Below are 26,643 nucleotides of genomic sequence, written 5' to 3' on the forward strand. Positions count from 1 at the left end.
TCTCGAGGCGGCTCGCGCAAACCAAACGCCAGCGGCACTAGCCCAGATAAACAAGTCGGTCGGGTGATTAGCTCAGTTGGTAGAGCAGCTGACTCTTAATCAGCGGGTCGCAGGTTCGAACCCTGCATCACCCACCAATGTTTTCAAGGGATGTATGGATTTTTGTGATGCGGATGTAGCGCGGTTTTCTGCGCAGCTAGACGTGCAATCGCAGGCGGGGTTGGTAGCCCCCCTGCTTCGCAAGCGATTACACATGATCACGGCCAGAAACGATTTTGGCAAAGATTGAGTGATTAGAAAATCAAGGCAACTTATCCGCAGCACTCCGGACCGACACCTCAACTGAATCAATCTTGCCCTCCGCATTTTTGACTGGCTTTATGTACATAAAATCCAGCTCAACTTGGTTGCGGCCTTGCCACAAGATGACACTCTTCTTTTTGACTTCTTTCTCTTCTTGGCGTCCATCTTTGATCGTTGACATGATCGAAAATCCTTCATCATTAATGTCGACAATCCTTTGAAAGGCGACCAAAGGCCCTCCAAAATCTGCATCGCCTTCAACGATATTGGGCATCGGCCCGATCATGCCTGCGGCCGAAAAGCCAATCAAATTGCGCTGCGAAAGCGCGACCATTCCAATATAGCGAGCGCGCGTTTCACCTTCCCAAAAGATGCAAGCCGTATCCGCTGGTATTGAATAGCACCACTCAATAGGGTTGTTTAATGCATTCAGATTGTCAGTCCTGACTGGCATGTAATTATAGCTGGTTGTGCGTGAAACGCTCAATTGTTGCGCATGTACCGGTGTATTGGCAGGGATTATAATCTCTTTGCCAAAAGGACTTTTGTATCTGATTTCATCGACGATGCGGCCTTCTCGATACAATGTAGCGGACGTTTTTTGAAGCCAATCGCCACTTCTCTTTATGCCCGGATGGAAGTCCAACTCTCGACGGATAGAGTCAGGCTCAGCGCTTCCCGCCCAAAGCGGGGGTGGCGTTAGATGTTTTGGTGGAGGCACATAATCTGTGGCGCAGGCTGCCATAAATGATGCACTTGCGCACAAACCAAGAATTCTTGGCGAAATTTTTGCTACCATGTTGACGGTCTCCAATCCTCTGAGGATATGTTTTGGGTCGAAAAAGATCAACATCTACCCGAGATATTTGTTACGGCAATTAAATGGGCGACCAACCATCCCCACGGCACGGCATCCGCCATCCCAGCGCCGATTATCCGCGATGGAAGGAGCCTTCAGCAGCTTGGGTGGCGCAGCCTAAGCACTCGTTATTGACCTCAGCGCGGCCAATGGCCGAGCGGCGCGAGATCGTGGGAACCGACACATAGTCTCAGGCAGGCCCCTTCAACAAACTGTGATCGCCCCCGCATTACCAACCGAAGCCCGCAGCCTAAGATTGACAATCACATATACCTAACGGAATTGTGACAACCTTCTGAAAAAGCGATTTTATGTCGATTTAAGGGTCTGGCGTATGTATTTGGCCAATAGCGTTTCGGTAATGGCAGCCGTCGCGGCACTTATGGGCGTTGCCACGCCAATCGCCGCGCAACAGGCCTCGCCCCTGAGCCAGAAGACATCTCCGGCTACGACTGGGACCTATCAAGATGGGCTGGCTGCTTTTGACTCCGGAGATTTTAAGCGCGCGCAAGGCATTTTTGAACAACTCGGCCAAGCTGGTGATGCACGGGCCCAGTTTAAGATCGGCGACATGTACCGCTATGGGCGCGGGGTCGAGCGTGATGGAGCCGCCGCAGTCATCTGGTATCAGAAAGCGGCTGATCAAGGATTTGCGGACGCGCAATATCAACTTGGATACATGTATGCCAAGAACCGGGGCGGCGTGAAGCGAGATGATGCTCTCGCAATTACTTGGCTTCGAAAAGCCGCCGACCAAGGCCATAGGGATGCGCAGATGGAGCTAGGCTTCATGTATGTGAATGGACGCGGTGTGCCACGGGATGAAGCCGCTGCGCTGCTTTGGTTTCAAAAGGCTGCAGACCAAGGAGATATGCTCGCACAGCGCGCAGTTGCCACTTTCTATCTTTATGGCCAAGGTACTCAAAAGGACGAAGCGAAAGCCATAAGTTGGCTGACAAAGTCAGCTGAATCAGGTGATCCCGACGCCCAGACCTACCTCTCACGGCAGTATTTCTATGGCAATGGTGTCGAAAAAAACTACGGTCTCGCCATAAGTTGGTTGAGAAAGGCCGCAGAGCAAAGTTATCCCGAAGCCCAAGCGACATTGGGATATATGTATAAGGAAGGAATGGGCCTTCAGAAGGATTTTGTTGCCGCCGCTGACTGGTATTCCAAAGCTGCCAATCAAGGATATCCACCGGGGCAGTTTGGTTTTGGTCAACTTTATGAAAAAGGTGAAGGGGTTCCCCTCGACGATGCGGTCGCCCTTAGCTGGATCCGCAAAGCAGCAGAACAAGGCGATAGATGGGCAAAGGCAAATCTTCGCAATAGAAGCAAGTCCATCCCGAATGCGCGGAAACTCGAATATATCAACGCATTGCGGAAAAAGGCCGAAAAGGGCAAAGCCAAGGCTCTATATGATCTAGGTGATCTCTATTGGGAAGGCGATGGCGTCCCTCAGGATTATGCTCAGGCGGCCATTTGGTTTCGAAAAGCTGCCGAACAGGGCGACAAATATGCCCAAGTGGCACTTGGTATCTTGTACCAAAGAGGCGTGGGGGTGCAAAAGGACCCGAGCATCGCCGCCAGTTGGTATCTTAAGGCCGCAGAGCGTGGAAGTCCTGAAGCTCAAAACAATCTGGGCGGATTATATTCAGAAGAAGGTGGTCTAGAGCTGGATTATGCAAAGGCGCTCAGCTGGTTCCAAAAGGCCGCTGAGAAGCGTTTGTGGGCTGCCTATGTCAATATTGGAAGGCTATATGACGAAGGTCAGGGTGTTCCGAAAGATAAAACCATCGCCTTTAATTGGTATTTGAAGGCGGCCAATCAGGGCGTATGGAACGCCCAAAAGATCGTTGCCAGATCCTATGCATCTGGAACAGGCGTGCCACAAAGTTATCAGGACGCCACCGCTTGGTACATGAAGGGCGCGGCAAAAGGCGACGAAGACGCCCAATTTTTGCTGGGTAAATGGGCTGAGCAGGGTCTCGGACGCGAAAGGAGCGAAGCCACCGCCTTTAGTTTTTACCTCGAGGCTGCTGAAGGCAGACACCTTTTTGCGCAAATTACGGTCGCCACGATGTTGGCTGATGGCCGCGGCGTCGCGCAAAATTTTGTCGAGGCCTACAAATGGCTTGAGATAAGTGGAATTTGTCTATGCGCTGAGACGAAAGCGGCCAAAGCCCTCCTCGCCGTTGAAATGACCCCTGCCCAGATCGCCGAGGGTCAAAGGTTGGCGCGGGAGTGGTTGAAGAAATGAGCCAAGCCACATTCCTAATCAGGGCGAATTCCACCCAGCCAAATTTGCCGCAGAAAGTATCCGCCCCATGCGCCTCAGCAAAAATTTAAAGCTCACTTTAGCCGTCACGGCTTTTTTTGCCATCGCCTCCCCTGCTGCGGCGCAAACAGCGGCAAAGAAGGGCCCTGCGGCAACGCAGGCGAGCAAGCCGTCAGCCCAACTTGTCGAACAATGGAACGTTGAGGGCGTCGATGCCCTAAACTCTGGTGACTACAAACTTGCCTTAGCTATTTTTGAGCCAATGGCCCAACAGGGCATTGCCATTGCCCAATACAATCTAGGCTTCATGTATGCCAATGGACATGGGGTGCCCAAAGACTGGGCCAAGGCGATTGCACTTTATCGCCTTTCCGCAGACCAAGGGCTTCTAGAAGCGCTACATAATCTAGGCGTTGCCTATTATGAGGGGACTGGCGTTCCAAAAGATCCTGTGGTCGCGGTCACATGGTTTCGCAAGGCAGCCGATCGCGGCCATGCGCCCTCTCAACACAATCTGGGCGTAGCTTACGCCTCGGGCAGTGGGGTTACTCAGGATCATCAAGTGGCAGCCTCGCTTTATCGTTTGGCGGCCGAACAAGGATTTGCAGAGGGGCAGTTGAATCTTGGGATGAGCTATCGGCAAGGCCAAGGCGTGCCACAAGATAATGATTTGGCCATTTTTTGGCTTCGAAAGGCTGCGGACCAAGGGCTGGCCATGGCGCAAAGCAATATGGGAACCATGTATTTTCAAGGCTGGGGTGTCGGCCAGGACAGGTCGCTCGCGCGCGCATGGTATCAAAAGGCGGCTGACCAAGGCATTGCCTTTGCGCAATACACGCTGGGGTCCATGTATTTCGAGGGTGAGGGTGGCCCAAAAGATGATGCCACTGGCTTGATGTGGCTCAGAAAAGCTGCAGACCAAGGATCGGCCGACGCACAAAACGATCTAGGGGCGAGGTACAAACAAGGGCGTGGCGTTGTGCGGGATGCGTCGGCGGCTCGGGAATGGTTTCAGAAAGCAGCCGACCAAGGACTGGCATTCGGCCAACATAATCTTGGTTCAATGTATTACGAAGGCGCGGATATCCCAAAAGACATGACCTTGGCTGTCAAGTTCTTTCGCCTTGCATCGGACCAAGGCTATGCTCAATCGCAGCTTACCCTCGGTGCCTTTTACGAACTCGGCACTGGCGTGCCGATCAACTTGGCGACAGCCGCCAGCTTGTACCAGAAGGCGGCCGATCAAGGGCTCCCACAGGCACACCATAATCTTGGGCTCATCTATGCTAATGGGCGTGGGGTTCCAAGAAACGACGCAACCGCCTTCAAATTTTTTCAACGTGGCGCGGAACTCGGGCTTGTCGATTCTCAAATGGCCGTCGCCGCCTGTTACTTTCAGGGCCGAGGTGTCAATAAAGATCTCAAGGCCTCGGCAAGTTGGCTGCTCAAAGCCGCAGAACAGGGCAATAGTGATGCGCAGCTTTTAATCGGTCAACGTTATTTTGATGGCACTGGCGTGCCCAAGAACGCCCCTCTTGGCATCAGCTGGCTGACTAAAGCCGCTGATCGGGGCAATGTGCGAGCCCAATTGACGCTGGGGATCGTGATGAATTTGGGGGAAGGTATCCGGCCCAATCCTGTGCAATCCTACAAATGGCTGTCGCTTAGTTCGGCATACGGCAATGAAGACGCGCGGAGGTTAAGAACTATGCTCGTCCAAAGTATGACCGCGGCGCAAATCGCTGAAGGCCAAAGACTCGCGCGGGAGTGGAAGAAAAAAGAATAAATTGGAGCGAGCCTGAGATAAACGCCGATAATCAAAGACAAAAATGCCGCTTTTCAAAGCAATACTCGGTGTTATAGTCAAAAAATCTATTGAAGGTTAGTCTATGACAATTGCATCGGTTTCCTTGGTCGCAACTTTGGCGCTGCTTTTCAGTGCTTCGTCCTATCCAGAACGAACCGCGGTCGAGCCTGCTGCCATTGCAAAATCACTAGATGCTGCTGGCAAGGATGAGGGTGCCGTTCTCTTCAACAAAGAAGATTATGAGGGCGCACGTCAGCTGTGGGAACCCTTAGCGGCCAAGGGGGATGCTTCGGCCCAATATGGCATGGGCTTGCTCTATCTTGATGGCCTTGGCGTCACCAAGGATGAAGCGGCCGCGGCAAAATTCTTTCGCCTCGCCGCTGAGCAAGGCGATACCAGCGCCCAAGTATCCTTGGCAGTGATGCATGCAAATGGGACCGGGATGCAGCAGGACTATGGGCAAGCCTTAATCTGGTATCGCAAAGCCGCTGAAGAAGGCGACGAGGTTGCCGAAAACAACCTCGGAGTCATGTATGAATTAGGCCAAGGCGTTAAAGTAGATCCCGTCACCGCCGTCGCTTGGTATCGTAAGTCGGCAAACCATGGCTATTCCATTGCCCAATGGAATATGGGAACCATGTACGAAGCTGGTAACGGGGTTCCACTCGATTTGGAGGCTGCCGCAGAATGGTATCGCCAAGCCAGCGATCAGGGCCATAGCAGCGCGCAACTAAACCTGGGCCTCATGTATCTGGATGGTCGCGGCGTCAAGCAAAGCAATGAAAACGCCTTATCCCTCATTCGAAAAAGCGCGGATTCGGGCAATAAATGGGCGCAAACACAATTGGGCACACTTTACCAATCTGGCTCAGGGTTGTCCAAAGACCTCGCAGCAGCTCTGTCTTGGTACCAAAAGGCGGCTGCGCAAGACCATACCAGCGCCTTCGTCAGGATCGGGCTCTTATATGAACATGGGTTGGGCGTCGAAAAGGACTATTCCCAAGCCGCCAGTTGGTACCGTAAAGCGGCTGAAAAGGGCGATGAGTGGGGTCAGAATAATTTAGGCGTAATGTATGAGTTGGGCCGTGGCTTACCGCGCGATTATGCGCTTGCCATGTCTTGGTATCAGAAGGCCGCCGAGCAAAGCTCCGCGCGCGGCTATTACAATGTTGGCACCTTGTATGAAGCAGGTCATGGCGTCCCAAAGAATGCCGCAACTGCGGCGAAATGGTATCAGAAGTCTGCTGAAGCGGGCTATTTGGAAGGCCAAGCAGCTTTGGCAACCCTCTATCGCGACGGCCTTGGCGTCCGTCAGGACGATAAGCTTGCTTTCAACTGGTTCCAGAAGGCCGCAGAACAAGGTTCTGAACATGCTCAGAACAATCTTGGTTACATTTATGAGAATGGCAATGGGGTTAGCCAAGACCTGAAACGCGCGGTCGAGTATTACCAAATGGCCGCCGACCAAGATTATGCCGCCGCACAGTATAATCTCGCCCTGATGTATTCGGAGGGGACAGGCGTCGCCAAAAACCTAGAAACCGCCGTCAAATGGTTTTCAAAAGCGTCTGAGCAAGACTATGCCGCAGCCCAGAACCGCTTAGGTCTGGCCTATGAATTGGGAGGTGGCGTCACCGTCGACTACCCAATTGCCGTGAAATGGTACCAGAAAGCTGCCGATGCGGGCGATGCCGACGGCCAGTATAATTTAGGCACCATGTATGAGACCGGCAAAGGCGTGCCACAGGATTTTGCAAAGGCAAAAATCTGGTACCAGAAGGCCAGCGATCAGGGTCACACTTCCGCACAGAATAATCTGGGGCTTCTTTATGAGAAAGGCGCAGGCTCTGTACCGGACCCCGCTAAGGCCATGGCATTTTATCGGTTGGCTTCCGATCAGGGCAACACCGATGCCCAAGCCAACATTGGGCTTTTGTATGAGAATGGCGAAGGTGTCCCGGTAGACACCAAAGCGGCGGCTATCTGGTATAAAAAGGCCGCAGACGCAGGGAATGCGCGCGGACAAGTCTTGCTCGGAAGCCTTTATTCGACGGGCGATGGTGTCCGGCAAGATCAAGCCTTAGCATTTCAATTATATCAAAAATCTGCAAATTCGGGCGATAGATTGGGTCAGTTCTACTTAGCGCTTGCCTATCAATCGGGGGAAGGCGTCAAACAAGACCATGCTCGTGGTTTAGCTTGGCTGACCAAGGCGGCGGACCAAGGTTTTTCAAGAGCTCAAAATGATCTGGGCGTCCTTTATCTTCGCGGCGAGAACGTTGACGTTGACTATCCCAAAGCCATGAGCCTCTTTAAGTTGGCGGCAGACCAAGGCGAAGCGATTGCTCAATACAATGTCGGTGTCATGCATCGAGACGGTCTGGGGGTCACTGCAGATAAGGTTGTTGCGCAAACCTGGTTCATCAAAGCCGCAGAGAATGGGGAAGACTCGGCACAAGAAACGCTTGGCGAAATATATCTCTTGGGTCTCGGGGTTGCTAAAGATTATACGCGTGCACTCCTTTGGTTCAAGAAGTCTGCCGATCAGAACAATAGCGATGCCCAGTTTTACTTGGGACACATGTATCAAGAAGGGTTGGGCGTAACTAAAGATGGCCCGCAGGCAGCGAGTTATTTTGAAAAGGCCGCAGCGGAAAATCATCTACAAGCTCAAATACGTCTCGCTCGTATGTATATGTTGGGCGAAGATATTCCCCAAGATAAGGCAGCCGCCGAGCGATTACTCCGCAAAGCTGCGGACCAAGGAAGTATCTCTGCCAAAGTGATGCTCACCACGCTAGGTGCGGCAAAATAGAGTTTTGGGGCGGCAAAGCCTTCTATCTGGTGCGTACGAGGCGGGTGATGCCAGTTGCTAAAGAGGGTTAGGCGTCCGGGGTGTCGGTCGAGAAAGTCGCAGTTTCGGACGCGGCTTCATCATGCATCCTTCAGGCTGCTAGGCCCCATAGCGCAAATGACTTTGCCTAGATAAGAATGCTGTTGCATATTGGTCAAATAGTTGGGCCGCAAAGATTTGGCACCATGCGTGTAAGTGTTTCGGGATTGGGTTGGGCAAAATAGTATGGCCGATGAAAAAGATGAAGATGTCTGGGCTCGGGTTCGCGATGAAGCGCAAATCAGTGAGTCCGCCAAACGCATCGCCAAGGCGGCCCAGCGTATGAAGGAACTTGAGACCGAGGAAGAGGCCAATCGCCTTGCGCCCATCGAAATGGCCGAAGCGGCAGGCGGGGATTTAGAGCCAAGCGCGGCACAAGAGCCCGTCGATCCCCGCACGAAGATGAAGTGGGAGACCGCGACAGAAGAGCCTGATGGCTCTGCCCCCATTAAACGTCGCCCCAAGAGCAAACAGGCCCCTACCCTGCTTTATGGCTCCATCGGGCTCGCCTTGATCTGGGTCGCTGGCGTTGGTGCCTATATTTTTGAAAATATCGCGACATTAGGGGCAAGTGACGCAACCTTGCTCTTAAGCCTCGCTGTCTTGCTGTTCGGGCCTGCCTTCTCTCTGCTCGCTGGGCTTATGGGTGAAAGCATCGCGAAGTCCAATCGAGAGTCGCGGCAAATGATGGCGGCTGTCCGCCGCTTGCTGCTGCCAAGTAATTTGGCCGAAGGCGCGATCCGCACCACCGCCCAAGCGGTCGAAGGCGAGATCAATCGACTGGAAGGCGCGTTAGGCCAAGTAGCTGAGCGTCTGGCCCAGATCGAAGGCCAAGTAGAGCGGCGGACTTTAGCACTCAATGAAGCCGGCCAAGCCGCACGCGGCAGCGCCGATAGCCTTGCCCAAACCATGGAACAAGAGCGCCAACGCCTGGACAACTTGCTTGCCGCCCTCGCAGAAATGACGGCCAATGCCGCCACAACAACGCAAGTGGCGACCGAAGGCCTAGATCTGCGCGCCAATCGCCTGACTGAGGCTGCGCAAGGCCTTGCAACCCAATCCACACAAGCTTCTGAACTGGCTATTGGCGCAGCAGAACGATTGGATCAGGCAGCCCAGCGTGCCGCTAACGCCATTACCGAGTTGGACCAAGCCGCGGCTAAGGGCGAATCCGCCCTCGCCCGTGCCCACGATTTGATGGTTCTGGCCCGCCTTCGGGCGGATGAGGCAGTCGGCAGCGTGGATGGTGCGGTGCAATCCTTGAGTGCGGCGGCCCAGTCAGCCAGTGACTCCGCCATGCAAGCGGCCACGACAATTGCCGGCAAAACCCAAGAAGCGCGCGACATGAGCCTTGCGACCTTGGAAGACGTGCGCGCTGCCGCCGAAGCCAATGCCCGCTTGGCTGCCGAATCCCTGCGTGCAGAGGCCGCCGCCGCCCGTCTGGCTGGCGAAGAAACAATGGCCGCCCTGCGTGCCAGCGGCGAAGCGATCCGCCAAGCTGCTGAAGAGGCCCGTCGTCGGGCGTCTGAACAAGAGACCGAGAACCAGCATCGTTTGGATTCTGCCCGACAGACTGCCTTTGAGGTTAGTAAAGAGGCCGATCAATTCATGTCTGGCCGCTTGAAGGACGCTCAAGCCATGATTGAGCAATCGGCCGGGCTGCTGGACAAAACCGGCGCCCGTATTCAAGAGCGCTTCTCGGCGCTTGCCGCTGCCTGCGGTGACCAAGCACGCTCGGTGGAAGACATTCTAGATGGCCTCGACCGCCGCTTGTCGAATTTGCCGCAAGAAGCCGATACGCGGGCTCGGGCGATCGAAGACGCACTGAACGAAACCTTGAGCCGTCTGAACGCAGCTGGCCGTCGCGCGGCAGAAGAAACGGCCGCATTGGATGAAGCTTTCCAAGTCCGCTTGCGCGATTCCTATTCAGCGCTAGGCGAAGTGGTGCAACGTTTGGGTGGGCTATCCGGCGTCCTTGCCCCAATCCCGGCTGCACCCATATTGGCTCAACCCATTGCGGTAGCACCACCGCCACCGCCACCACCGCCTCCGCCACCGCCACCGCCACCGCCTCCGCCTCCGCCGCCTCCGCCGCCGCCTCCGCCGCCGCCACCGCCTCCGCCGCCGCCACCGCCTCCGCCTCCGCCGCCGGAACCGATTGTGACGATGGTTGAAGAAGTCGTAGAGCCTGAAGCTGAGAGCGCGTTGTTTGCGCCGTTCTCGGCCGAAGAGATGGGTCGAGCGAGCGAGGAAGCCAATTTGCCAGAGGCTGAAGCGGTAGCGCCCGCGTCGACGCCCTTAAAAGGCCGCTTGGCTATATCTAGCCCGATCCCAGTGGAGGATGACCCGTTTGCGGACTTGCAGATTGATCGTGCCGGTGCGCCTGCAGGCGGCCAGGCGGGTGCTTGGAGCTGGAAGCAAGTGCTATCCAGCCTCGATTCCAAAGGCCCCAACCCAGACAATCAGCGCATTATGGCACTCCTGACTGAGTTGGACCTAGAGCGCGCTATGGATGATGCTGTGCTAGACCGTTTGCGCGCGATGGCTAGCCGTTCACGCGATCAAGCCCGTCGGGGCACGCGTGAAGCGGTCACCAACAGCGTCAAGGCGATGCGCTTGAAGTTGACGATGGATGCAGACTTGCGCGCTATTGTGGTCCGCTTTGTTGAAGCGCGGCGTGAGGCCGCGGCACGTGGCCGTTTGAATGGTCACGAGGCGCGAATTTACTTGGTTGCTGACGCCGCCTTCGAAGCATAGTCGGCATCGGCGGCTTCCACGGCCCATTGCATCGCCTTAAGCGCAAAGCTGCGGGTTGCTTGTTCTAACGCACGCGCGGGCTGGGTCACATCGCCACGGGCGGCAATTGCCTCGCCAATGATGACCTTTGAAGCCAAGGGCTTGCCGGAATAGACGTCGATCAGGCGCGCGGTCGCTTCGATGCGTGCCATGCCCTTGGTCCGCCCTTGAGGCTCCGTTACCTGAAAATCGCTAACGTCGAAGTGCAGCTCATAATCAGGTCTCGCAATGGTCACCGCCCGCACCGCTGCGCGGGTGGAGCCTGCCAAGTCAAACGTTTCTAAGACAACGTTTTGAATCGAAAGCGGTGCAGAAGCCGAGAATCTCAAGCCATCGACATAGGCAAATGTGCGATCCTTGCGCAGGACAGCAATCTGATTGCCGAGTAAAATTGCTGGCATCGTCGGCACACCAATACCAATCGTGAATGGGCTTTGCATCGCTTGCCGCGGGACCGTTGGATCGGCCCGCATGGCCACAACGGCCGGAGGTTTGCCAGGCTTTGGCAACAGGGTGATACAGCCTGCCACCGGCGCGGTCATCATGGCGATGGCCAAAAGGAGGCCGAGACGTCGGGTCGGTTTCATTTTTTCCACTTTACTGTCGCGTTGGCAGGACGGTTGACGATATCCAGCGGATTCTGGCTGATTTGTTGACCTAGGGCATCAAAGGTCATGGACGTGTTACGCACTTCTTGGGCGGCACGGCTCATGTCCGGCAAGGTTTGGTCTGCACCAATTTTAAAGAAGCGATCAATTGAGACAACCGCGCGATTGGTATTGTCTGCGACAGCACCGAATTGGTTGGTTGCAACCCGCATGGCAACTGCCGTTTCATTGAATTCCTGCAAGGTGGTTTGCGCTTGGGTGAGCGCTTCCATGGTCTTGGCCAAGGTCAATTCTGCCCCGCCAGATAAGGAGTTCGCATCTTCATTCAGGCCATCCACCAAAAGGCGGCTGGAGCTAACCAAGGCCAAAGATTCCTGGCTCAAAGTATTGGTTTGCGTCATGAGGTTTTTGCCCAAGCCGTCATAAGTGGCCGCAGTGACGGTGGCTTGGTCGGTGAATCTGCGGGCCGATTGGGCAAACAAAGTGGCCTCTTGGGTGGTCTCTCGGAAAGTTTCTGCCGCTAAGCTGGCCTCGCGTAGGGTCTTCGAGAAGTTCGCGATGTTTTCAGCGTCAAGCAGCTTATTCAAGCGGGCGACCGCTTCCAGCGACGTGGAGATCACCCCTTCCCCATCCTGCAGCAAGCGGTCCAATTGCCCGCGCTGGCTGGTGATGATCGGAGGGCTTTGCCCAATACGCGCAAACATGCGCTTGGCCCCATCCGAGCCGGCGAGGATCTGAATATAGGTTGAGCCCGTCAGGCCTGATGGTTCAAGTTGGGCGATGGAATCGGTTTTGACTGGGGTTGTGCTTTGAACACGAATGCGCGCGACAACGTCTTTGGGATTTTTATCACTGAGGCGCAGATCGGTGACTTCACCGACTTTAATGCCGTTGAAGCGAACCTCGCCGCCAATTTCGAAACCGCGAACAGGCCCTTCGAACACGACATCATATTGCGACCCTTGTCGATTGACGCCGGAATTGCCCATCCAGACTGTAAAGATGATGGCCGCGATGATGCTCAAGATCGTGAACAATCCGATCATGACGTAATTGGCCTTAGTTTCCATCTTCCCCTCCTGATTTGGCCATTCAGCCTAAGGCGGCCCGGCCACGCGGCCCGCCAAAGTATTCCGACAACCAACCCGTCGCATGTTCACGCAAATGGTCTAATGGACCGATAGCGATAACTTTACCCTCTGCCAATGCCGCAACCCGATCACAAGCGTCGCGCAGCGTATCTAAATCGTGTGTGATCAAGAAAACCGTTAGCCCGAGAGTCTCTTTCAACTCGTTTACCAAAGCGTCAAACTTGCCTGCCGTGATCGGATCAAGACCCGCCGTCGGCTCATCAAGGAACAAAATATCCGGGTCAAGCGCAATGGCGCGCGCGAGCGCTGCCCGCTTGCGCATGCCGCCGGAGAGTTCTGAGGGCAGTTTGTCGGCTGAAGATGGCGGCAGGCCCGCCATCAAAATCTTCAAGTCCGCGATCTCAAGTGCAAGTTTTGGCGGCAAGTTCGTATGCTCAGTCAGCGGCACCATCACATTTTCACGGACGGTGAGGTTTGAGAACAAAGCACCGTCTTGGAACATCACGCCCCAACGCGCATCTAGCGCCTTACGTTCCGAGGGGTCAGTTGACCATACATCATGGCCAAGTACCATTACTTTGCCTTCAGACGGCGCCCGCAGGCCAATAATGGCCCGCATGAGGACGGACTTACCCGTACCAGACCCACCAACAATGCCAATGGTCTCCCCACGCAGCACATCCAGATCCAAGTGCTCGTGGATCACAACATCGCCAAAGCGATTGCCAACACCGCGCAGTCGGATCGCCACTTCTTCGTCGGGAATGTCCAAAATCGGGGTGAGAGCATCGGCCGGATTCATATGCCAAGCTCCATATAAATCAGCGCAAAGATAGCCTCGACCACGATCACCATAAACAAGGCCTGCACCACCGATGCCGTGGTACGCTGGCCAAGGGAAATGACGTCGCTTTCCACATTTAGGCCCTGCCGACAGCCAATGATCGCAATGATGAAGGCAAACACCGGTGCCTTACCCATGCCGGCCCAAAACTGATCCACACCCACATTGTCGTTCAATCGGTTGAAGAACAAAGTCGGACTGATATCCAGCGTCAGCATGGTCACGATCGCCCCACCGGCGATCCCAGCAATCATGGCGAGGAAGGTCAGGATCGGGAACATCACCAGCAGCGCGATGACCCGCGGCACCACCAGCATTTCCATCGGGCTCATGCCCAGAATGCGCATGGCATCAATTTCTTGGGTCATTTTCATCGAGCCGATTTGGGCGGTGAAGGAGGAGTCGGATCGGCCAGCCAAAATAATCGCCGTGATCAGCACACCGAACTCACGCAGAACGGCAAAGCCCACCAACTCGATGGTGAACACCGAAGCGCCAAAATCCTGAAGAATGGTCTTGCCCAAAAAGGCGATCACAGCACCAATGAAAAAGGACAACGTCATCACGATCGGAACCGCGTTCAGACCAGCACTTTCGGCAACTGCAAAGGTAGGCAACCAACGCACGCGGCCTGGGTTGGCAATGGCCTTGCCGCAGGCAACAACAGTCTCACCAAAAAATCCTATTGTATCAACAGATTCGTCGTAGACTTGGGCCATGCTGCGGCCGATACGATCCAGCAATTGGCGCCACAAGGCCACCGGTTCGGGCAAAGCATCGCAGCCTGCGGTAAATTTGCGGACTTCAGCGAGCATGCGCCCCGCCACTGGATGCTTCCCGATCATCTGGGCTGGCTCAGCCACCGACGAGTGCAGCGCCTTTTCCATGACATAGGCACCAGCGGTATCAAGATCCATCAAACCGCTGACATCAACGATAGCAGGTCGCCCCTCTACCATATCCCGAACTGGACGCAGCTCCGCATCGATTTGTCCAATCGTATGGATCGTCCAATCCCCGGTCACCCGAAGGACTGGCGCAGGTCCACTACGATCAATCGTAAACTGGGCCTCTTGTTCGGGCAAGAAAGGGCCTTCCTGGCAAAATCCTGTTTGACCACCGGAATGGATGGCGGCGCGATCTGGTACGAATCGTTGTGCACATCGGGTACAACAAAGTCTAGCTTAGAGCCTAGGACCTTGTTGGAAAAGAGGCTTACCCGCATTTACAAGTGGCAGGCTGTGACTGGATTGCCTCAGGTGCGCCCGCTTCGCAAAGCCAAGAAAAGCGTTTAAGAAGCGGCATGAAGTTTCATGTCCAAAAAGAAGTCTGGCCCCTCAAAGGGATTTTTAGGATCGCCAGAGGTGCGCGCACGCAAGCCCAAGTTGTCACGGTAACGCTGGAGCATGCGGGCTTTATTGGGCGCGGCGAGTGCGTGCCTTATGCGCGTTATGAAGAAGATTGCGACAGCGTGATCGCCCAGTTGGAAGCAGTGCGGACCGACGTCGAAGCTGGTATTGACTTGGAAGCTTGCCAAAGCCTTCTGCCAGCTGGTGCAGCCCGCAACGCACTGGATTGCGCCCTGTGGGACTTAAAGGCCAAGAGCCTGAACCAACCCGTCTGGGCCTTGGCGGGTCTGCCAGAGCCCAAGCCCCTGGTCACCGCCTTCACCATCTCGCTCGATACCGCCGAAGCAATGACACAAGCGGCCTTAGCAGCCGCAGGGCGGCCGATTTTGAAGGTCAAGATCGGTGGCGAACATGATCTGGATTGCGTGCGTGCGGTCGCCAAGGCGCGGCCGGACGCGCGTCTAATCGTCGATGCCAATGAAGGCATGCAGCCAGACACCTTGCCCGGCCTCTTGGCAGAGGCACGTAGTTTGAACATCGATGTCGTGGAACAACCTTTTGCTGCCAGCAAGGATTCAAGGCTTGGCCAAGTGGCAGCCCCCATCGCCATTTGTGCCGATGAAAGCTTCCATACCAGCTCCGATATCGAGCTTTTGGTCCAAAACTATGACGCGGTAAACGTCAAGCTCGACAAGACGGGCGGCTTTACGGAAGCTCTAAAGTCGATCCGCGAGGCACGTGCAGCGGGTCTTCGGATCATGATGGGCTGCATGGTTGGCACCAGTTTGGTGACTGCGCCTGCCGTTTTGCTCGCGCAATTGGCCGATTGGGTTGATCTAGACGGACCGCTCTTGCTGGACCAAGATCGCGATCCCGGTCTCTATTATGACGGCTCGATCCTGCATCCACCCAGCCGGGATTTGTGGGGCTAGGCTGCCCATTTATCAGATTAATGAGAGGAAGAAACCCGATGTCAGGCGCGCCAGAATCCTTCTTTGCCCACACCTATTTTGAAGCGCGTGACAAGTTTCTAAAGGCCGCAGAAGCGGCTGGGGCGCACATCGAGACCCATATCATGCCCCATGCCAAAGGACCCGGCGGGCGCGCGATTGCCATGGATTCTGCGGTCCTTGGCCCCAAAGATGCGAGCGCGGCCTTGGTGGTGATCTCTGGCACACACGGCCCCGAGGGTTATTGCGGCTCTGGCGTGCAAGTGGGGCTTCTCGAAACTGGCTTAGCGCAAGACTGGGCGCAGAAACTGCGCGTCGTTTTGATACATGCCCATAATCCTTATGGCTTCTCATGGGACAGCCGGTTTAATGAAGATAATATCGACCTCAATCGCAATTATCTCAAAAGCTTTGAAGCGCCCCTGCCCACCAATCCCCATTACGATCTTTTAGCACCTTGGGCGGCACCTGCGGCGCGCGATGAGGCCAGCCTGCAAGAAGCACAAGTGAAGTTACTAGCCTTTGCGGGGGAACATGGTTTCCCAGCCCTGCAAGCCGCTTTGACTGGGGGGCAATATAATCACCCCAAAGGCGTGTATTATGGGGGTATTGCGCCGTCTTGGTCGAACCAAACCATCCACAAACTCCTCTCGGCCCATTGTGTCGGCTTAGACCAAGTTGTCACAATCGACATGCACACAGGCCTTGGCCCGTTTGGCGTGGGCGAGATCATTACCGAGGCCGCCCCATCGAGCGATCATTACCAACGCCAAGCCGCAATTTGGGGTGATGAAATCCGCTCTACCAAGGACGGTAGCTCTGTCTCGGCGGACTTGTCCGGCACGATGGATGCAGCCTTGGTACGCGCGCTCGACCCGTCTTGGTGCGCTTGCATCGCCATCGAATTTGGAACCGTCGATACGATGAGCGTGTTTCTAGCAACCCAAGCTGCCTGCTGGCTGCATTGCTATGGCGACCCGTCAGGCCCGGAAGCCTGCCAAATCCAGGCCGATAGCCGCGCGGCCTTTTATCCAGAGACCGATGAGTGGAAGAATATGGTGTGGACGCGCAGCTTGGACGTGATTGGACGGGCTGCCGCCTATCTGATTTGATCTTCCTGCGGCAACTTCAGGGTCGGCTGCTTGGGAGACAAGAGGAGGGAGATCAGAATGAGGCCAATCGTCGCCAAGATCACACCACTCCAATAGCCGCCCGATTGGAATTGGTCATAAAGAGAGCCAGCTGCAATGCTGGCCAGCCCCATGGTCGGCGACATGATGATGGCAGAGCCCAATTGTTGCCCTGTTGCGCGCTGGGCCAAGGGGATTTCAGCCTCAATCAAGCGCATGAAGCCCATATGGGTTGCAGCAAAGGTCAGCGCGTGCAGCGCCTGCACTAAGAAAGTCACACCCAAATCCGGAGTCTGCGCAAAAGCAGCCCAGCGAATGATGCTGGCAATCCCGCCCCACAGGATCAGAGTCTCTGGCCGGAAATGATTGAGACGGCTGGCCAAAAGCGCAAAGAACGCGATCTCGACAATCACGCCAAAGGCCCACAGCATGCCGACTTGCGAGCCGGAAAAGCCCTGTTCCAACCATAGCTTGCTCGAGAAGCCATAGTAGAAGGCATGTGCGGCTTGAATGAAGCTGGCTGCCAACACGGCCAAGAAGAAAGTCCGCCGCTTGAAGAGGGCAAAGCTATCCTTCAATCGCGTGCTGAGCGGCGTCACGACGGGCTCTGCAATCGGCTCTGGGTGCAGCCAGAAACCGCATGCGACGGTCGCTAAGCAGGCGATGATGAACCAAGCATAGACAGCCTCTACGCCAAAGGCTTGAATGGTCGCCCCTGCCCCGAGATTGGCCAGAACAAAGGCCGCTGAAGCCGCTGCGCGGGCGCGCCCATAGGGCCAACGGCGCGATTGGGAGGTGACGCGCATTACTCCGGCCTCGGCAAAAGGCATCAAGCACTGAAACATGACCCCGGTAGCAAAACAGGCCAAAGCAATCGGCCAAAATACGCCCAGAAATGGAAAGCTGAGATATCCGACTGCGAGCGCGGTAGAAAACACAATCAAGGGAATACGGCGATCCCGACGACCTTCAGCCCAAGCGGCGGCTAACGGCCCCACCAATATTCTGCCAAAGCTAGAAGAGGCGAGAATGACCCCGATTTGCGCCCCACTTAAGCCCTTAGTCGTTGCCAACCAGACCGGCAAATAGGGCATGATGGCCCCCAATGCGACATGGGCCAGCATCATAAACAAGGTCATGCGTGCAATGGATGGCATAGGAAGGGCTTAGAGTGCTGCGCAACCGTGCCGCAAGCCCCTCCCCGCCGCTTTTTACCGCGCTGGGGCCTCGTTCGCAGGCATCAAGCGGATCAATTGACCGTTGCGCTGACCCTTGTCGCGGAAGTTCCGCATCGCGGTGGTCAAAACATAGATATAGCCGTCTGGGCCCTGCCGCACATCGCGCACCCGCACATCGCCAAGGTCAATCCGTTCTTGGCCAATGACTTTGCCAGCCGTGTCCAAGTCGACGCGAATAAGTGCACCCCGACCTTGGTCCAGACGCAAGCCACCGGCCAGCACATCGCCATCCCAGCCGCGATATTTCTTGCTACGCACCACAGCCAGACCCGAGGGCGCAATCGCTGGCGACCAGACTGCCAGTGGATCAATCAGACTAGGGCCGCTTTGATTGGGGGTGATGGGCGTGCGCGCGGCACCATATTCCACGCCATAGGTGACTTTGGGCCAGCCATAATTTTGGCCCGACTGGATCAGGTTCAACTCATCCCCACCTTGGCTGCCATGTTCGGTCGCATAAATGCGGCCCGATACGGGATCACGCACGAGGCCTTGGGCATTGCGGTGGCCATAGGAATAGATTTCAGGCCGTGCGCCCGGTGTGTTCACGAAAGGATTGTCTTTCGGGATGCTCCCATCATCCTTGATGCGGATGATCTTGCCCAAATGACTGCCCAAATTCTGGGCCTGATTGCGGATGAAGCTGCCGTCTATGGAATTGGGTGGATTGCCGCCATCGCCAATACTGATCAGCAAGGTCTGATCGGGCAGCCAGGTAAAGCGCGACCCATAGTGCTGAAAGCGCGGCTTGGCTGGGGTGACTTCAAAAATCGTCTGGACGTCCGTCAAGGCGCGACCATCCAGCTTCGCCCGCACAATACGGGTGCGGTTGGCCGCTTCATCACCGACAGAAAAGCTAAGATAGATCAGCTTATTGCGGGCAAAATTTGGGTGCAAGGTCACATCCATCAAGCCACCTTGGCCGGCCGCGGTGACAGTTGGAACACCTTTGATTTCTTCGGCCTCCAAGCTCCAGTTCTGGCCAGCTTTCACATAGCGCAGCTTGCCCAAAAGCTCTGTCACCAAGAGGTCGCCATTGGGCAGAAACGCCATACCCCACGGCGCTTCAAGGTCCGCCACCATGGTTTGAGCGGTCAGGTTGGTTGCTGCAGGTAGGCTGAGAGCCGGGGTCACAGGCGTTGGACCTGGCACAATCGCAGGCGGCGGACTGGCGGGGGCTTGCGCCAGTACAGGCGCAGCGACACTAGCCAGCAACAAAGCGGCGGCAGTAACCGCAAAGCCAGACTTATGTACCACCATGGAAATCTTCCTTCTAACGCCGCATCTGCCCACCAGGGCCCAAGAAAAAGGGGCAAAGCCGAACCCGACCTTGCCCCTTCGATCTAGCTTGACCCGACTGACGAACCTAGGCCCGCAGCGGCCCAGAACCAGTCACATTGTGGTCATCGACCTACTTATTTGGCTTTCAACTCGGTCACCAAACGGTCGGCCTTATAGACTTTGGTCAAAGCTTCGGTGATGGCTGCGGTCGTGACTGAAACCGTGCGGTTCAAGCGCCCATCATAGGCATAATTGCCGCCGAGTGAGTGAATATTGCCGTCAAAGGCGGCACCCACGACGCGGCCTTGCCGGTCAATCAAGGGCGAACCGGAATTGCCGCCGATGATGTCATTGGTGGTGGAGATGTTGAAGGGCGTCGCCAAATTCAGGTTTGGCTTTGCCGCCAACCAAGACGGTGCCGCTACGAATGGGAATTCGCCAGAGGCACGGTCAAAATAGCCGCCAATCGTGGTGGTCGAAGGCACATTGACGCCTGCGTAGGTCCAACCTTTCACAACGCCATAGGACAGGCGCAGCGTGAAGGTCGCGTCTGGATAGACATTCGAGCCATAAACGGCAAAACGCGCCTTGGCGATCTTTTCAGCTGCTTGCGACAAGGGGCCGTTGACCTCTTGGTTCATGCGGACCGACAGAGCCCGCGCATCGGCTTCCGCGCGGCGCGCCAGAACGATGAGAGGGTCGTTAGAAGCATCAATGGCGGCCTTGCCACCCTTGATCAAAGCTTCACGAACCGCTTTGTCGTCGAGCTTTGTGCCCGCAATGCCGCGCGCCGCAATGCCTTCTGGGCTTTCAGCACCCAAGAGGCGCTTGATCGACGGATTGTCGGCCGTCAGAAATTCGCGCGCTTTCGACAGCCACAATTCCAGACCGATGACTTCCATATCCTTATAGATCGGGGCCTCAGTCAGAATTTGCTTTTCCATTTGCGCAATCGCTGCATCGGAATAGCCGGGCAAACGCTCTGCCAAGGGCTTGGCGCGCTCGTTCGACATACGAACCAGCGCACGGGCCGTGCCATAGAGACTGGAGATAGATCCAGCGCGAGCTTCTAGGAATTCATGTTCCCAGAACAGGTTTTGCTGCTTGGCAACGGCTGCATCAATCTGTGCCCAAGGGTCGCCAATTTCCGCCAAAAGCTTGGGATTGGCGCGGACTTTGGCTTTCAATTCGGCTTCTTCACGCTCTTTTATCGCGAAGAATTGCGGGTCCATCAACGAACGCTGCTGGCCATATTGGGCCTTATAGCTATTCTCGATACCAAACAGCATCTCCTCAGCCGAGCGCTTGGCCTCATCGCTCTTGGTGCGATATTCGACCAAACGGCCCCGTAATTCGGCACGTACCAATTGACGGGTATGCAAGCGCATGTCGCGCTCAAACTTCAATTGGGTCGTGGTGCGCAGACGCTCGGTTGACCCGGGATTACCCGCCACAAAGACAATGTCGCCATCCTTTGGGGTTTCGGTCGTCCACTCCAAATGGGTTGGGGTTTTGACGGGTGCGCCATTTTCATAGGCACGTAGGAAACCGCCATCCAAATTAAAGCGTGGGAAATTGAAATTGTCTGGATCGCCGCCAAAGAAGCCCATGGCATTTTCTGGTGAGAAGACTAAGCGCACATCCTTATACGTGCGGTACTTATAGATTTTGTACTGACCGCCGCGGAACAAGGAAATCATGTCGCAGCGGAACAATTCCTTGTCGTCATTCTTGCAAGCTTCTTCTTCCAGCTTGGCGATCGCAACGCCGCGCGCTTGCGCCACTTTGCTGGCTTCAACGCCAGCGGTCGCTGCCTTCACTTTGGCGGTATTGTCGATGATGCTGACCAGCACTTCGGCTTCCATTCCGGGGCAGTTCTTTTCGTCGGTCAATGCCGCTGCCAAGAAACCGTTGAGGCCATAGTCTTTATCCGCGCTCGACAAATCGGCCACGCAACTCGACACACAATGCCAATTGGTGAGGATCAAGCCCGTATCGGATACAAAACTGGCCGAGCAGCCCGACGACAAACGCACAGCCGATTGTTGAACCTTGCTTAGCCAAGCCTGATCGGGGGCAAAACCATGAGCCGCCTTCATTTTAGCGGCGGGAAACGCATCAAATGTCCACATGCCTTCATCTGCAAAGGCGGGTCCGGAAAAGGCTAGTGCCGCAGCGCTAATTGCCATCAAGAATTTCGAATGCATCGAGATCGTGTCCTAGGTGGGTGGGGCGCACCATACGCCGACCCTGTATCTGTGTTACCGTGTTCAATCCGATCACAAAAGCCAAGTGAGCCCGATCTCGACAGAAAATTACACCCCGGGCCATGTCAGTTTCCCTTGACGCGAGCGGAAGTGGTGGGCATGGCAATGCGCAAATCCTTATAAGCCAACATGCTCAGGAGACGTTCACATGTCAGATATTCGCTTTGACGGCCAAGTCGCCATCGTAACAGGTGCCGGTGGTGGTTTGGGTAAGCAACACGCCCTCGAACTGGCCCGTCGTGGTGCCAAGGTTGTCGTCAATGATTTGGGCGGCGCGATGGACGGAACTGGCGGAAATTCAGCCGCAGCCGAAGCCGTTGTGGCAGAAATTCAAGCCTTTGGCGGTGAAGCCATCGCCAATGGTGCTTCCGTCACCGATGATGCAGGTGTGGCCAATATGGTTGCCCAAGTCATGGAAAAATGGGGCCGGATCGACATCTTGATCGCCAACGCAGGTATCCTGCGCGACAAGAGCTTCTCGAAAATGGAAATCGCCGACTTCGACGTCGTCATGAATGTTCACCTGATGGGTACCGTAAAGCCTGTGAAGGCGATGTGGGAAATCATGAAGGCCCAAAACTATGGCCGTATCGTTGTCACCACCTCGTCGAGCGGCATGTATGGCAATTTCGGCCAGACCAATTATGGCGCAGCCAAGCTCGCGCTCTATGGCTTCATGAACACGCTGAAAATCGAAGGCGCGAAGAACAACATCAAGGTCAACGCAATCAGCCCCGTGGCTGCGACCCGCATGACTGAAAACCTGATGCCGCCACAAATGCTCGACCTGTTGAAGCCAGAATATGTTACCCCCGGCGTGATGTTTCTGGTCAGCGAAGACGCCCCAACCGGTACCGTCTTGTCGGCAGGTGCAGGCGTATTCGCGGTCGCCAAAATCTATGAAACCGACGGCATTTGCCTAAAGGACGACGGCATCACTGCCGAAGAGGTTCGCGACAATTGGGACAAGATTTGCGACCCAGCCGGTCATGAAGCCTATGAGCAAGGCGGCGGTCAGACTGGCAAGTTCATGCGCAAGCTGTCGGGCGGCTGAGCTTAGGCCCACCCAAAACTCAATCAAACATGCTGCCGACCCGCGCCTCACCTCTCAAGGCGCGGGCGGCTTTTATTTTGTCGATATAGGCTTCCATTCTATGGTCATCCAAGAGACGCGGATTGCCGAAAATGAATGAGATGATGCCAGCAATCGTGTGAAAAATTTTCACAAACCCGCTGCGGTCACGCCGCATGATCGGCTTGCCCAAAGTCGTTAAAAGTCGCGGATCGCCCGTGTGGCGATAAGATGAAAATAGTGGCGGCGGTAAGGTGGTGACAAGGTCCCAGCCATTTACAAACCGGTAGTGCGGGCAGACAACCAAGCGATCAAACGACAAGTCCCCCACCCGCGGCGCGCCGAATGTATAGCAGGCCGCTAGATTATCCCGCTCTAACTGGGTCGAGGCAATCTGCGCCATAGCGCCGCCCAAACTATGGCCGGTCAAATAAAGCCCCTTCGTATCCGGCACGAGGCGGTTCACGTCTGCCAATAGTTGAGCACCGATCCGATCATAAGCTTTCTTGAACCCCTTATGGATTTCCACGCTGCCCAAGCGTGTATCGACCGACACGGTTTCGCTCATCAGATTGGTCTTCCAATCGACATAGGAATCGGTGCCGCGAAAGGCGATCACGGCGAAATCGTCGGCCCGCGCGAGAAACGCTTGGCTACCCGCCTGATCATAGGAAGCAAGCAGTGTAAACTGTCCTTGATTCAATAGTTTGGACAGCTTCTCTAAATCTGTCTCATAAGACAAAAGTGCCAATTTTGCCATAAGTTCGGCTGTCCGCTCCGAGAAAGCGGCGCGCCAAGTCGGCAAGCTCTTGGCCTCATCCGGGCCAAGCGTAATTAGGTGTTTTGGGGGTGGCGATTCTGTATCCATCCGCGAAGTCTAAACGACTTCAAACAGGGATGGATAGATGGCCCTCAGAGCTTGGCATGAATGCTGCGCCGATGCTCTGAGGGTCTATCCTAGGCGCTAGAGGCCCAACACCATTTTCGCCATGATGTTGCGTTGGATTTCGTTAGACCCGGCATAGATCGAGGTCTTGCGATAATTGAAATAGGATGGGGCCACAGCCACCGCATAGTCCGGCACGGGGAACGGGTCGTTTGAACGCCCATCCAAAATGCCCCAGCTATCGGCAACAAAGGGGATACCCGATGCGCCTACGGCTTCCAAGGCCAGCTCAGAAATCGCTTGCTGCATTTCGCTGCCTTTGCACTTCAACATAGAAGAAGCCGCACCGACCGACTTGCCCGACGAGAGGCCCGAGAAGATTTTCATCTCGGTAGCATCCAAGGCGTTGATCTGGATTTCCAGCTCGGCAATCTTGCGGCCAAAATCTGGGTCTTCCAGCAAAACGCGGTCGCCGGCCTGTTCGACAGCGGCGATGCGCTTGACCTTTTTGAGGGCGTTTTTCAAGCCGGGTGCATAGGCATTGCCGCGCTCAAACTCCAACAGATATTTGGCATAGGTCCAGCCTTTGCCCTCTTCGCCGATCAGGTTTTCTGCGGGCACAAACACGTCTTCATAGAAGACCTGATTGATCTCTTGCTGGCCTTCAACCGGGCCATCCAGAGTTGGCAAGGCGCGCACGCTAATGCCCGGCGTGGTCATATCAACCAGAATGAAGCTGATGCCGTTTTGGTTTTTGGCTTCTTGGCTGGTACGCACCAGATTGAACATCCAGTCGGCCCATTGGGCTTGGGTGGTCCAAATCTTTGAGCCGTTGAGAACATAGCCCTCAACCCCATCGCGCACGGTCTTTTCTGCCTTCATCTGCAGGCTGGCCAAGTCCGAACCAGAGCCGGGTTCGGAATAGCCTTGGCACCACCAAATGTCCGAGGTCAAAATCTTGGGCAAATGTTGGGCTTTTTGCTTGTCATTGCCAAATGCCATGATGACAGGGGCCACCATCTTCAGACCCATGGGCGATGGCGACGGACAGCCCGCAGCCGAAACTTCCATATTGAAGATATAGCGCTGGCTGGACGTCCAGCCCGGACCGCCATGCTCAACCGGCCAATCTGGGGCAGCCCAGCCGCGTGCAGCGAGCTTCTTCTGCCATTCGACTTGGCCTTCCTTGTCCAGATAACCATTCTTGGACAAGGCCATTTTCGCCCGCAGTGCGGGGGTGTAGTTTTCCGCGATCCAAGCGCGGACTTCGGCTTGGAAAGCCAAATCTTCAGAAGTGAATGCTAAATCCATCGCGGCTTATCCTAGAATACGGCTGGGCCTTGGGTCAGTTTTGGTGGCGCAGCGAGGAAGCCGCCGATTTTGGCAACGAGTGCAGCCATATGTTCGGTCTTGCCATGCGCATCGAGGGCGGCTTGATCGGCATAAAGCTCCAGCATGAAATAGTCGTTTTCAGCTTTTGCGCTTTTGCACAATTGATAGACGGTGGCACCGGGCTCTTTCGCCTTCACGGTGGTGACAAACTCGGTCAACAAGGCTTCAAATTCGGCATTCTTGCCAGCTTGGATGGTGAATTGTGCGCAGATTCCGATCATCTGGTTTTCTCCCTTAAGGCTTAAGTTGGTTTTCTTGTTCCTGTGGCTTTGGTTATAAGTCGTTTGAAGCGTGATGGAAGGGCAAAGGTGCGGCTAGCTGCTCAGCCCAGTCCGAGACATTTGTAGGTTTCAGTCACCAAGCGCCCACCGCGCGGATCGCCCGCAAGATTGGGTGCCATCAGGTTCATGGCATAGGACACACCCAGCTTGTTTTCGGGGTCCGCAAAGCCAAAACTACCGCCCCAGCCAGAGTGACCGAAGCTGGTATCATTGGGGCCATAAAGGCCGTTGGCGGAGAGGATGAAGCCCGCTGCCCAGCGAACCCAGACACCCAAGACTTTGTCCTTACTGGCACGCCGCTGCGCAACCATGCGATCAACGCTTTCAGAAGAAAGGATGCGAACGCCTTCTAACTCGCCGCCGCGCGCCAACGCCCCATAGACGCGCGCAATGCCGCGCGCATTGGCACTGCCGCCTGCCGCACCATTGCCAGCGGCCATCCAATCAGGTCGATTAGCCTCCAGCGGGCTCATCCGCGGGCTACCCATGGCAGATTTGACGATAGGGTCAGTTGCCGGAGGGCTTGCGGCCATCATCGGTGCCCAAGGGGCCACGATTGGCGCGCGGCGGTGATGTTGATCATAAGGAAGACCAATCCACACATCCGCCTTTAAGGGCGTAGCCACTTCATCGGCAAAGAAGTCCATGAGCGAGCGGCCATCTGTTCGCCGCAACAGCGCATCAACCCAATGACCAAACACGCCGGCATTATAGGCATTGGCAGAGCCTGGCGGAAACAAGGGGGCTTGGGCGGCCAGACGCGCTGAAAAAGTCGGGATATCCAGCATCTCTTCGGTCGTGGCTGGCGTGTCTGCGCCTTGAATGCCACTGGCGTGGCTCAGCAGAGTCTCCACCGTGATCGCCTCTTTGCCATTGACGGCAAATTCCGGCCAATAGGTCGCGACAGGTGCCTGATAGTCCAAAAGGCCGCGTTCAACGGCCATTCCGATGCACAGCGCAGCCATACCCTTGGTCGTGGACCACACATTGAAAAGATCATCCGGCCCCAAGGGCTCAGAGCGATCTTCATCGCGTGCACCGCCATATAGATCGATGATGGTTTCGCCATCTTGAACGACGCTGAAGGTCGCACCCAGTTCTTCGCCACCGGCTAAGTTCTGCGCGAATGCGTCTCGAACGGGTTCAAACCCTTGCGCAACAAATCCGTGGACCGCTGGTGCTTGTGACATCGCCTTCTCCCCTATCAGACGCGCTCTCTAGGGCGCTTTTGGTCCCTCCTTGCGACACGCGGTCACAAAGGCGGGCAGTATCTGATCACGATCCACCGGCTGAGCCCGATAGTCAACGTCACCCGACG

At 55.6% G+C, this 26,643-nt stretch carries 19 protein-coding genes and 1 tRNA gene; 8 read left to right on the plus strand and 12 right to left on the minus strand.

The features are described 5' to 3' along the window. The first annotated feature begins 61 nt into the window (after nt 1-61). Nucleotides 62-137 (plus strand) — tRNA-Lys (locus ACOVRA_RS08620). A gap of 164 nt (nt 138-301) precedes the next feature. On the opposite strand, the gene ACOVRA_RS08625 is transcribed toward ACOVRA_RS08620, so the two are convergent. Further along, a complete protein-coding gene (locus tag ACOVRA_RS08625) occupies nt 302-1,102 on the minus strand; it encodes a hypothetical protein (protein WP_421719931.1) in 801 nt (266 codons plus the stop codon). 394 nt (nt 1,103-1,496) lie between these two features. Here ACOVRA_RS08625 and ACOVRA_RS08630 point away from each other — a divergent pair, with 394 nt between their 5' ends. The 4 genes from ACOVRA_RS08630 to ACOVRA_RS08645 all read left to right on the plus strand — a co-directional run bounded on the left by ACOVRA_RS08630 (nt 1,497) and on the right by ACOVRA_RS08645 (nt 10,897). Further along, on the plus strand, nt 1,497-3,422 hold the full coding sequence (locus ACOVRA_RS08630) for a tetratricopeptide repeat protein (RefSeq protein ID WP_421719932.1): 1,926 nt from the start codon (nt 1,497-1,499) through the stop codon (nt 3,420-3,422). 67 nt (nt 3,423-3,489) lie between these two features. Then, complete coding sequence (locus ACOVRA_RS08635; protein ID WP_421719933.1) at nt 3,490-5,226, plus strand: SEL1-like repeat protein; 1,737 nt, start codon at nt 3,490-3,492, stop codon at nt 5,224-5,226. Nucleotides 5,227-5,329: 103 nt separating this feature from the next. Further along, entirely contained in the window at nt 5,330-8,062 is a 2,733-nt protein-coding gene (locus ACOVRA_RS08640; RefSeq protein ID WP_421719934.1) for a tetratricopeptide repeat protein, read from the plus strand. A gap of 264 nt (nt 8,063-8,326) precedes the next feature. Continuing rightward, nucleotides 8,327-10,897 carry a hypothetical protein gene (locus tag ACOVRA_RS08645; RefSeq protein WP_421719935.1) on the plus strand — a complete coding sequence of 857 codons (2,571 nt, stop codon included), beginning with the start codon at nt 8,327-8,329 and terminating at the stop codon, nt 10,895-10,897. Here ACOVRA_RS08645 and ACOVRA_RS08650 read toward each other — a convergent pair. From ACOVRA_RS08650 to ACOVRA_RS08665, 4 genes are read right to left on the minus strand one after another with little or no spacing between them, the layout of a single operon-like run. Continuing rightward, nucleotides 10,864-11,523, minus strand: a complete 660-nt coding sequence (locus ACOVRA_RS08650; protein ID WP_421719936.1) for an ABC-type transport auxiliary lipoprotein family protein — start codon at nt 11,521-11,523, stop codon at nt 10,864-10,866. The two genes, ACOVRA_RS08645 and ACOVRA_RS08650, sit on opposite strands and share 34 nt — an antisense overlap. After that, nucleotides 11,520-12,614: an MlaD family protein gene (locus ACOVRA_RS08655; protein ID WP_421719937.1), complete on the minus strand. Its 1,095-nt coding sequence runs from the start codon at nt 12,612-12,614 to the stop codon at nt 11,520-11,522. The genes ACOVRA_RS08650 and ACOVRA_RS08655 overlap by 4 nt, the downstream gene beginning before the upstream one ends. Nucleotides 12,615-12,636: 22 nt before the next feature. After that, nucleotides 12,637-13,437, minus strand: a complete 801-nt coding sequence (locus tag ACOVRA_RS08660) for an ABC transporter ATP-binding protein (protein WP_421719938.1) — start codon at nt 13,435-13,437, stop codon at nt 12,637-12,639. Next, nucleotides 13,434-14,564: an MlaE family ABC transporter permease gene (locus tag ACOVRA_RS08665; RefSeq protein ID WP_421719939.1), complete on the minus strand. Its 1,131-nt coding sequence runs from the start codon at nt 14,562-14,564 to the stop codon at nt 13,434-13,436. Before ACOVRA_RS08665 ends, ACOVRA_RS08660 begins: the two co-directional genes overlap by 4 nt. Before the next feature lie 218 nt (nt 14,565-14,782). Here ACOVRA_RS08665 and dgcA point away from each other — a divergent pair, with 218 nt between their 5' ends. After that, nucleotides 14,783-15,760 carry an N-acetyl-D-Glu racemase DgcA gene (gene dgcA / locus ACOVRA_RS08670; RefSeq protein ID WP_421719940.1) on the plus strand — a complete coding sequence of 326 codons (978 nt, stop codon included), beginning with the start codon at nt 14,783-14,785 and terminating at the stop codon, nt 15,758-15,760. 38 nt (nt 15,761-15,798) lie between these two features. Next, nucleotides 15,799-16,890 (plus strand): M14 family metallopeptidase, encoded by a 1,092-nt coding sequence (locus ACOVRA_RS08675; RefSeq protein ID WP_421719941.1) that lies wholly within the window; start codon nt 15,799-15,801, stop codon nt 16,888-16,890. Here the strand turns inward: ACOVRA_RS08675 and ACOVRA_RS08680 are convergent. The 3 genes from ACOVRA_RS08680 to ACOVRA_RS08690 all read right to left on the minus strand — a co-directional run bounded on the left by ACOVRA_RS08680 (nt 16,878) and on the right by ACOVRA_RS08690 (nt 21,634). Continuing rightward, complete coding sequence (locus tag ACOVRA_RS08680; protein WP_421719942.1) at nt 16,878-18,065, minus strand: MFS transporter; 1,188 nt, start codon at nt 18,063-18,065, stop codon at nt 16,878-16,880. The genes ACOVRA_RS08675 and ACOVRA_RS08680 overlap by 13 nt on opposite strands. Before the next feature lie 54 nt (nt 18,066-18,119). Continuing rightward, nucleotides 18,120-19,406, minus strand: a complete 1,287-nt coding sequence (locus ACOVRA_RS08685; RefSeq protein ID WP_421719943.1) for a PQQ-dependent sugar dehydrogenase — start codon at nt 19,404-19,406, stop codon at nt 18,120-18,122. Between the two features lie 155 nt (nt 19,407-19,561). Continuing rightward, nucleotides 19,562-21,634 (minus strand): S46 family peptidase, encoded by a 2,073-nt coding sequence (locus ACOVRA_RS08690; RefSeq protein ID WP_421719944.1) that lies wholly within the window; start codon nt 21,632-21,634, stop codon nt 19,562-19,564. A 208-nt stretch (nt 21,635-21,842) separates the two neighbouring features. Between ACOVRA_RS08690 and ACOVRA_RS08695 the strand changes: the two genes are divergently transcribed. Continuing rightward, nucleotides 21,843-22,748: an SDR family NAD(P)-dependent oxidoreductase gene (locus tag ACOVRA_RS08695; RefSeq protein ID WP_346381450.1), complete on the plus strand. Its 906-nt coding sequence runs from the start codon at nt 21,843-21,845 to the stop codon at nt 22,746-22,748. Between the two features lie 19 nt (nt 22,749-22,767). Here ACOVRA_RS08695 and ACOVRA_RS08700 read toward each other — a convergent pair whose 3' ends face one another. From ACOVRA_RS08700 to ACOVRA_RS08715, 4 genes are all read right to left on the minus strand, one after another. Beyond that, entirely contained in the window at nt 22,768-23,634 is an 867-nt protein-coding gene (locus ACOVRA_RS08700) for a lipase family protein (protein ID WP_298230768.1), read from the minus strand. 96 nt (nt 23,635-23,730) lie between these two features. Further along, nucleotides 23,731-24,963, minus strand: a complete 1,233-nt coding sequence (locus tag ACOVRA_RS08705) for an acyl-CoA dehydrogenase family protein (protein WP_421719945.1) — start codon at nt 24,961-24,963, stop codon at nt 23,731-23,733. Nucleotides 24,964-24,974: 11 nt separating this feature from the next. Then, the gene (locus ACOVRA_RS08710; RefSeq protein WP_290800838.1) at nt 24,975-25,265 is read right to left on the minus strand and encodes a putative quinol monooxygenase; all 291 of its coding nucleotides are present in this window, start codon (nt 25,263-25,265) and stop codon (nt 24,975-24,977) included. Between the two features lie 101 nt (nt 25,266-25,366). Next, a complete protein-coding gene (locus tag ACOVRA_RS08715; protein WP_421719946.1) occupies nt 25,367-26,515 on the minus strand; it encodes a serine hydrolase domain-containing protein in 1,149 nt (382 codons plus the stop codon). Nucleotides 26,516-26,643 lie beyond the last annotated feature (128 nt).

Source organism: Aquidulcibacter sp. (assembly GCF_049239865.1).
GTDB lineage: Bacteria > Pseudomonadota > Alphaproteobacteria > Caulobacterales > Aquidulcibacteraceae > Aquidulcibacter.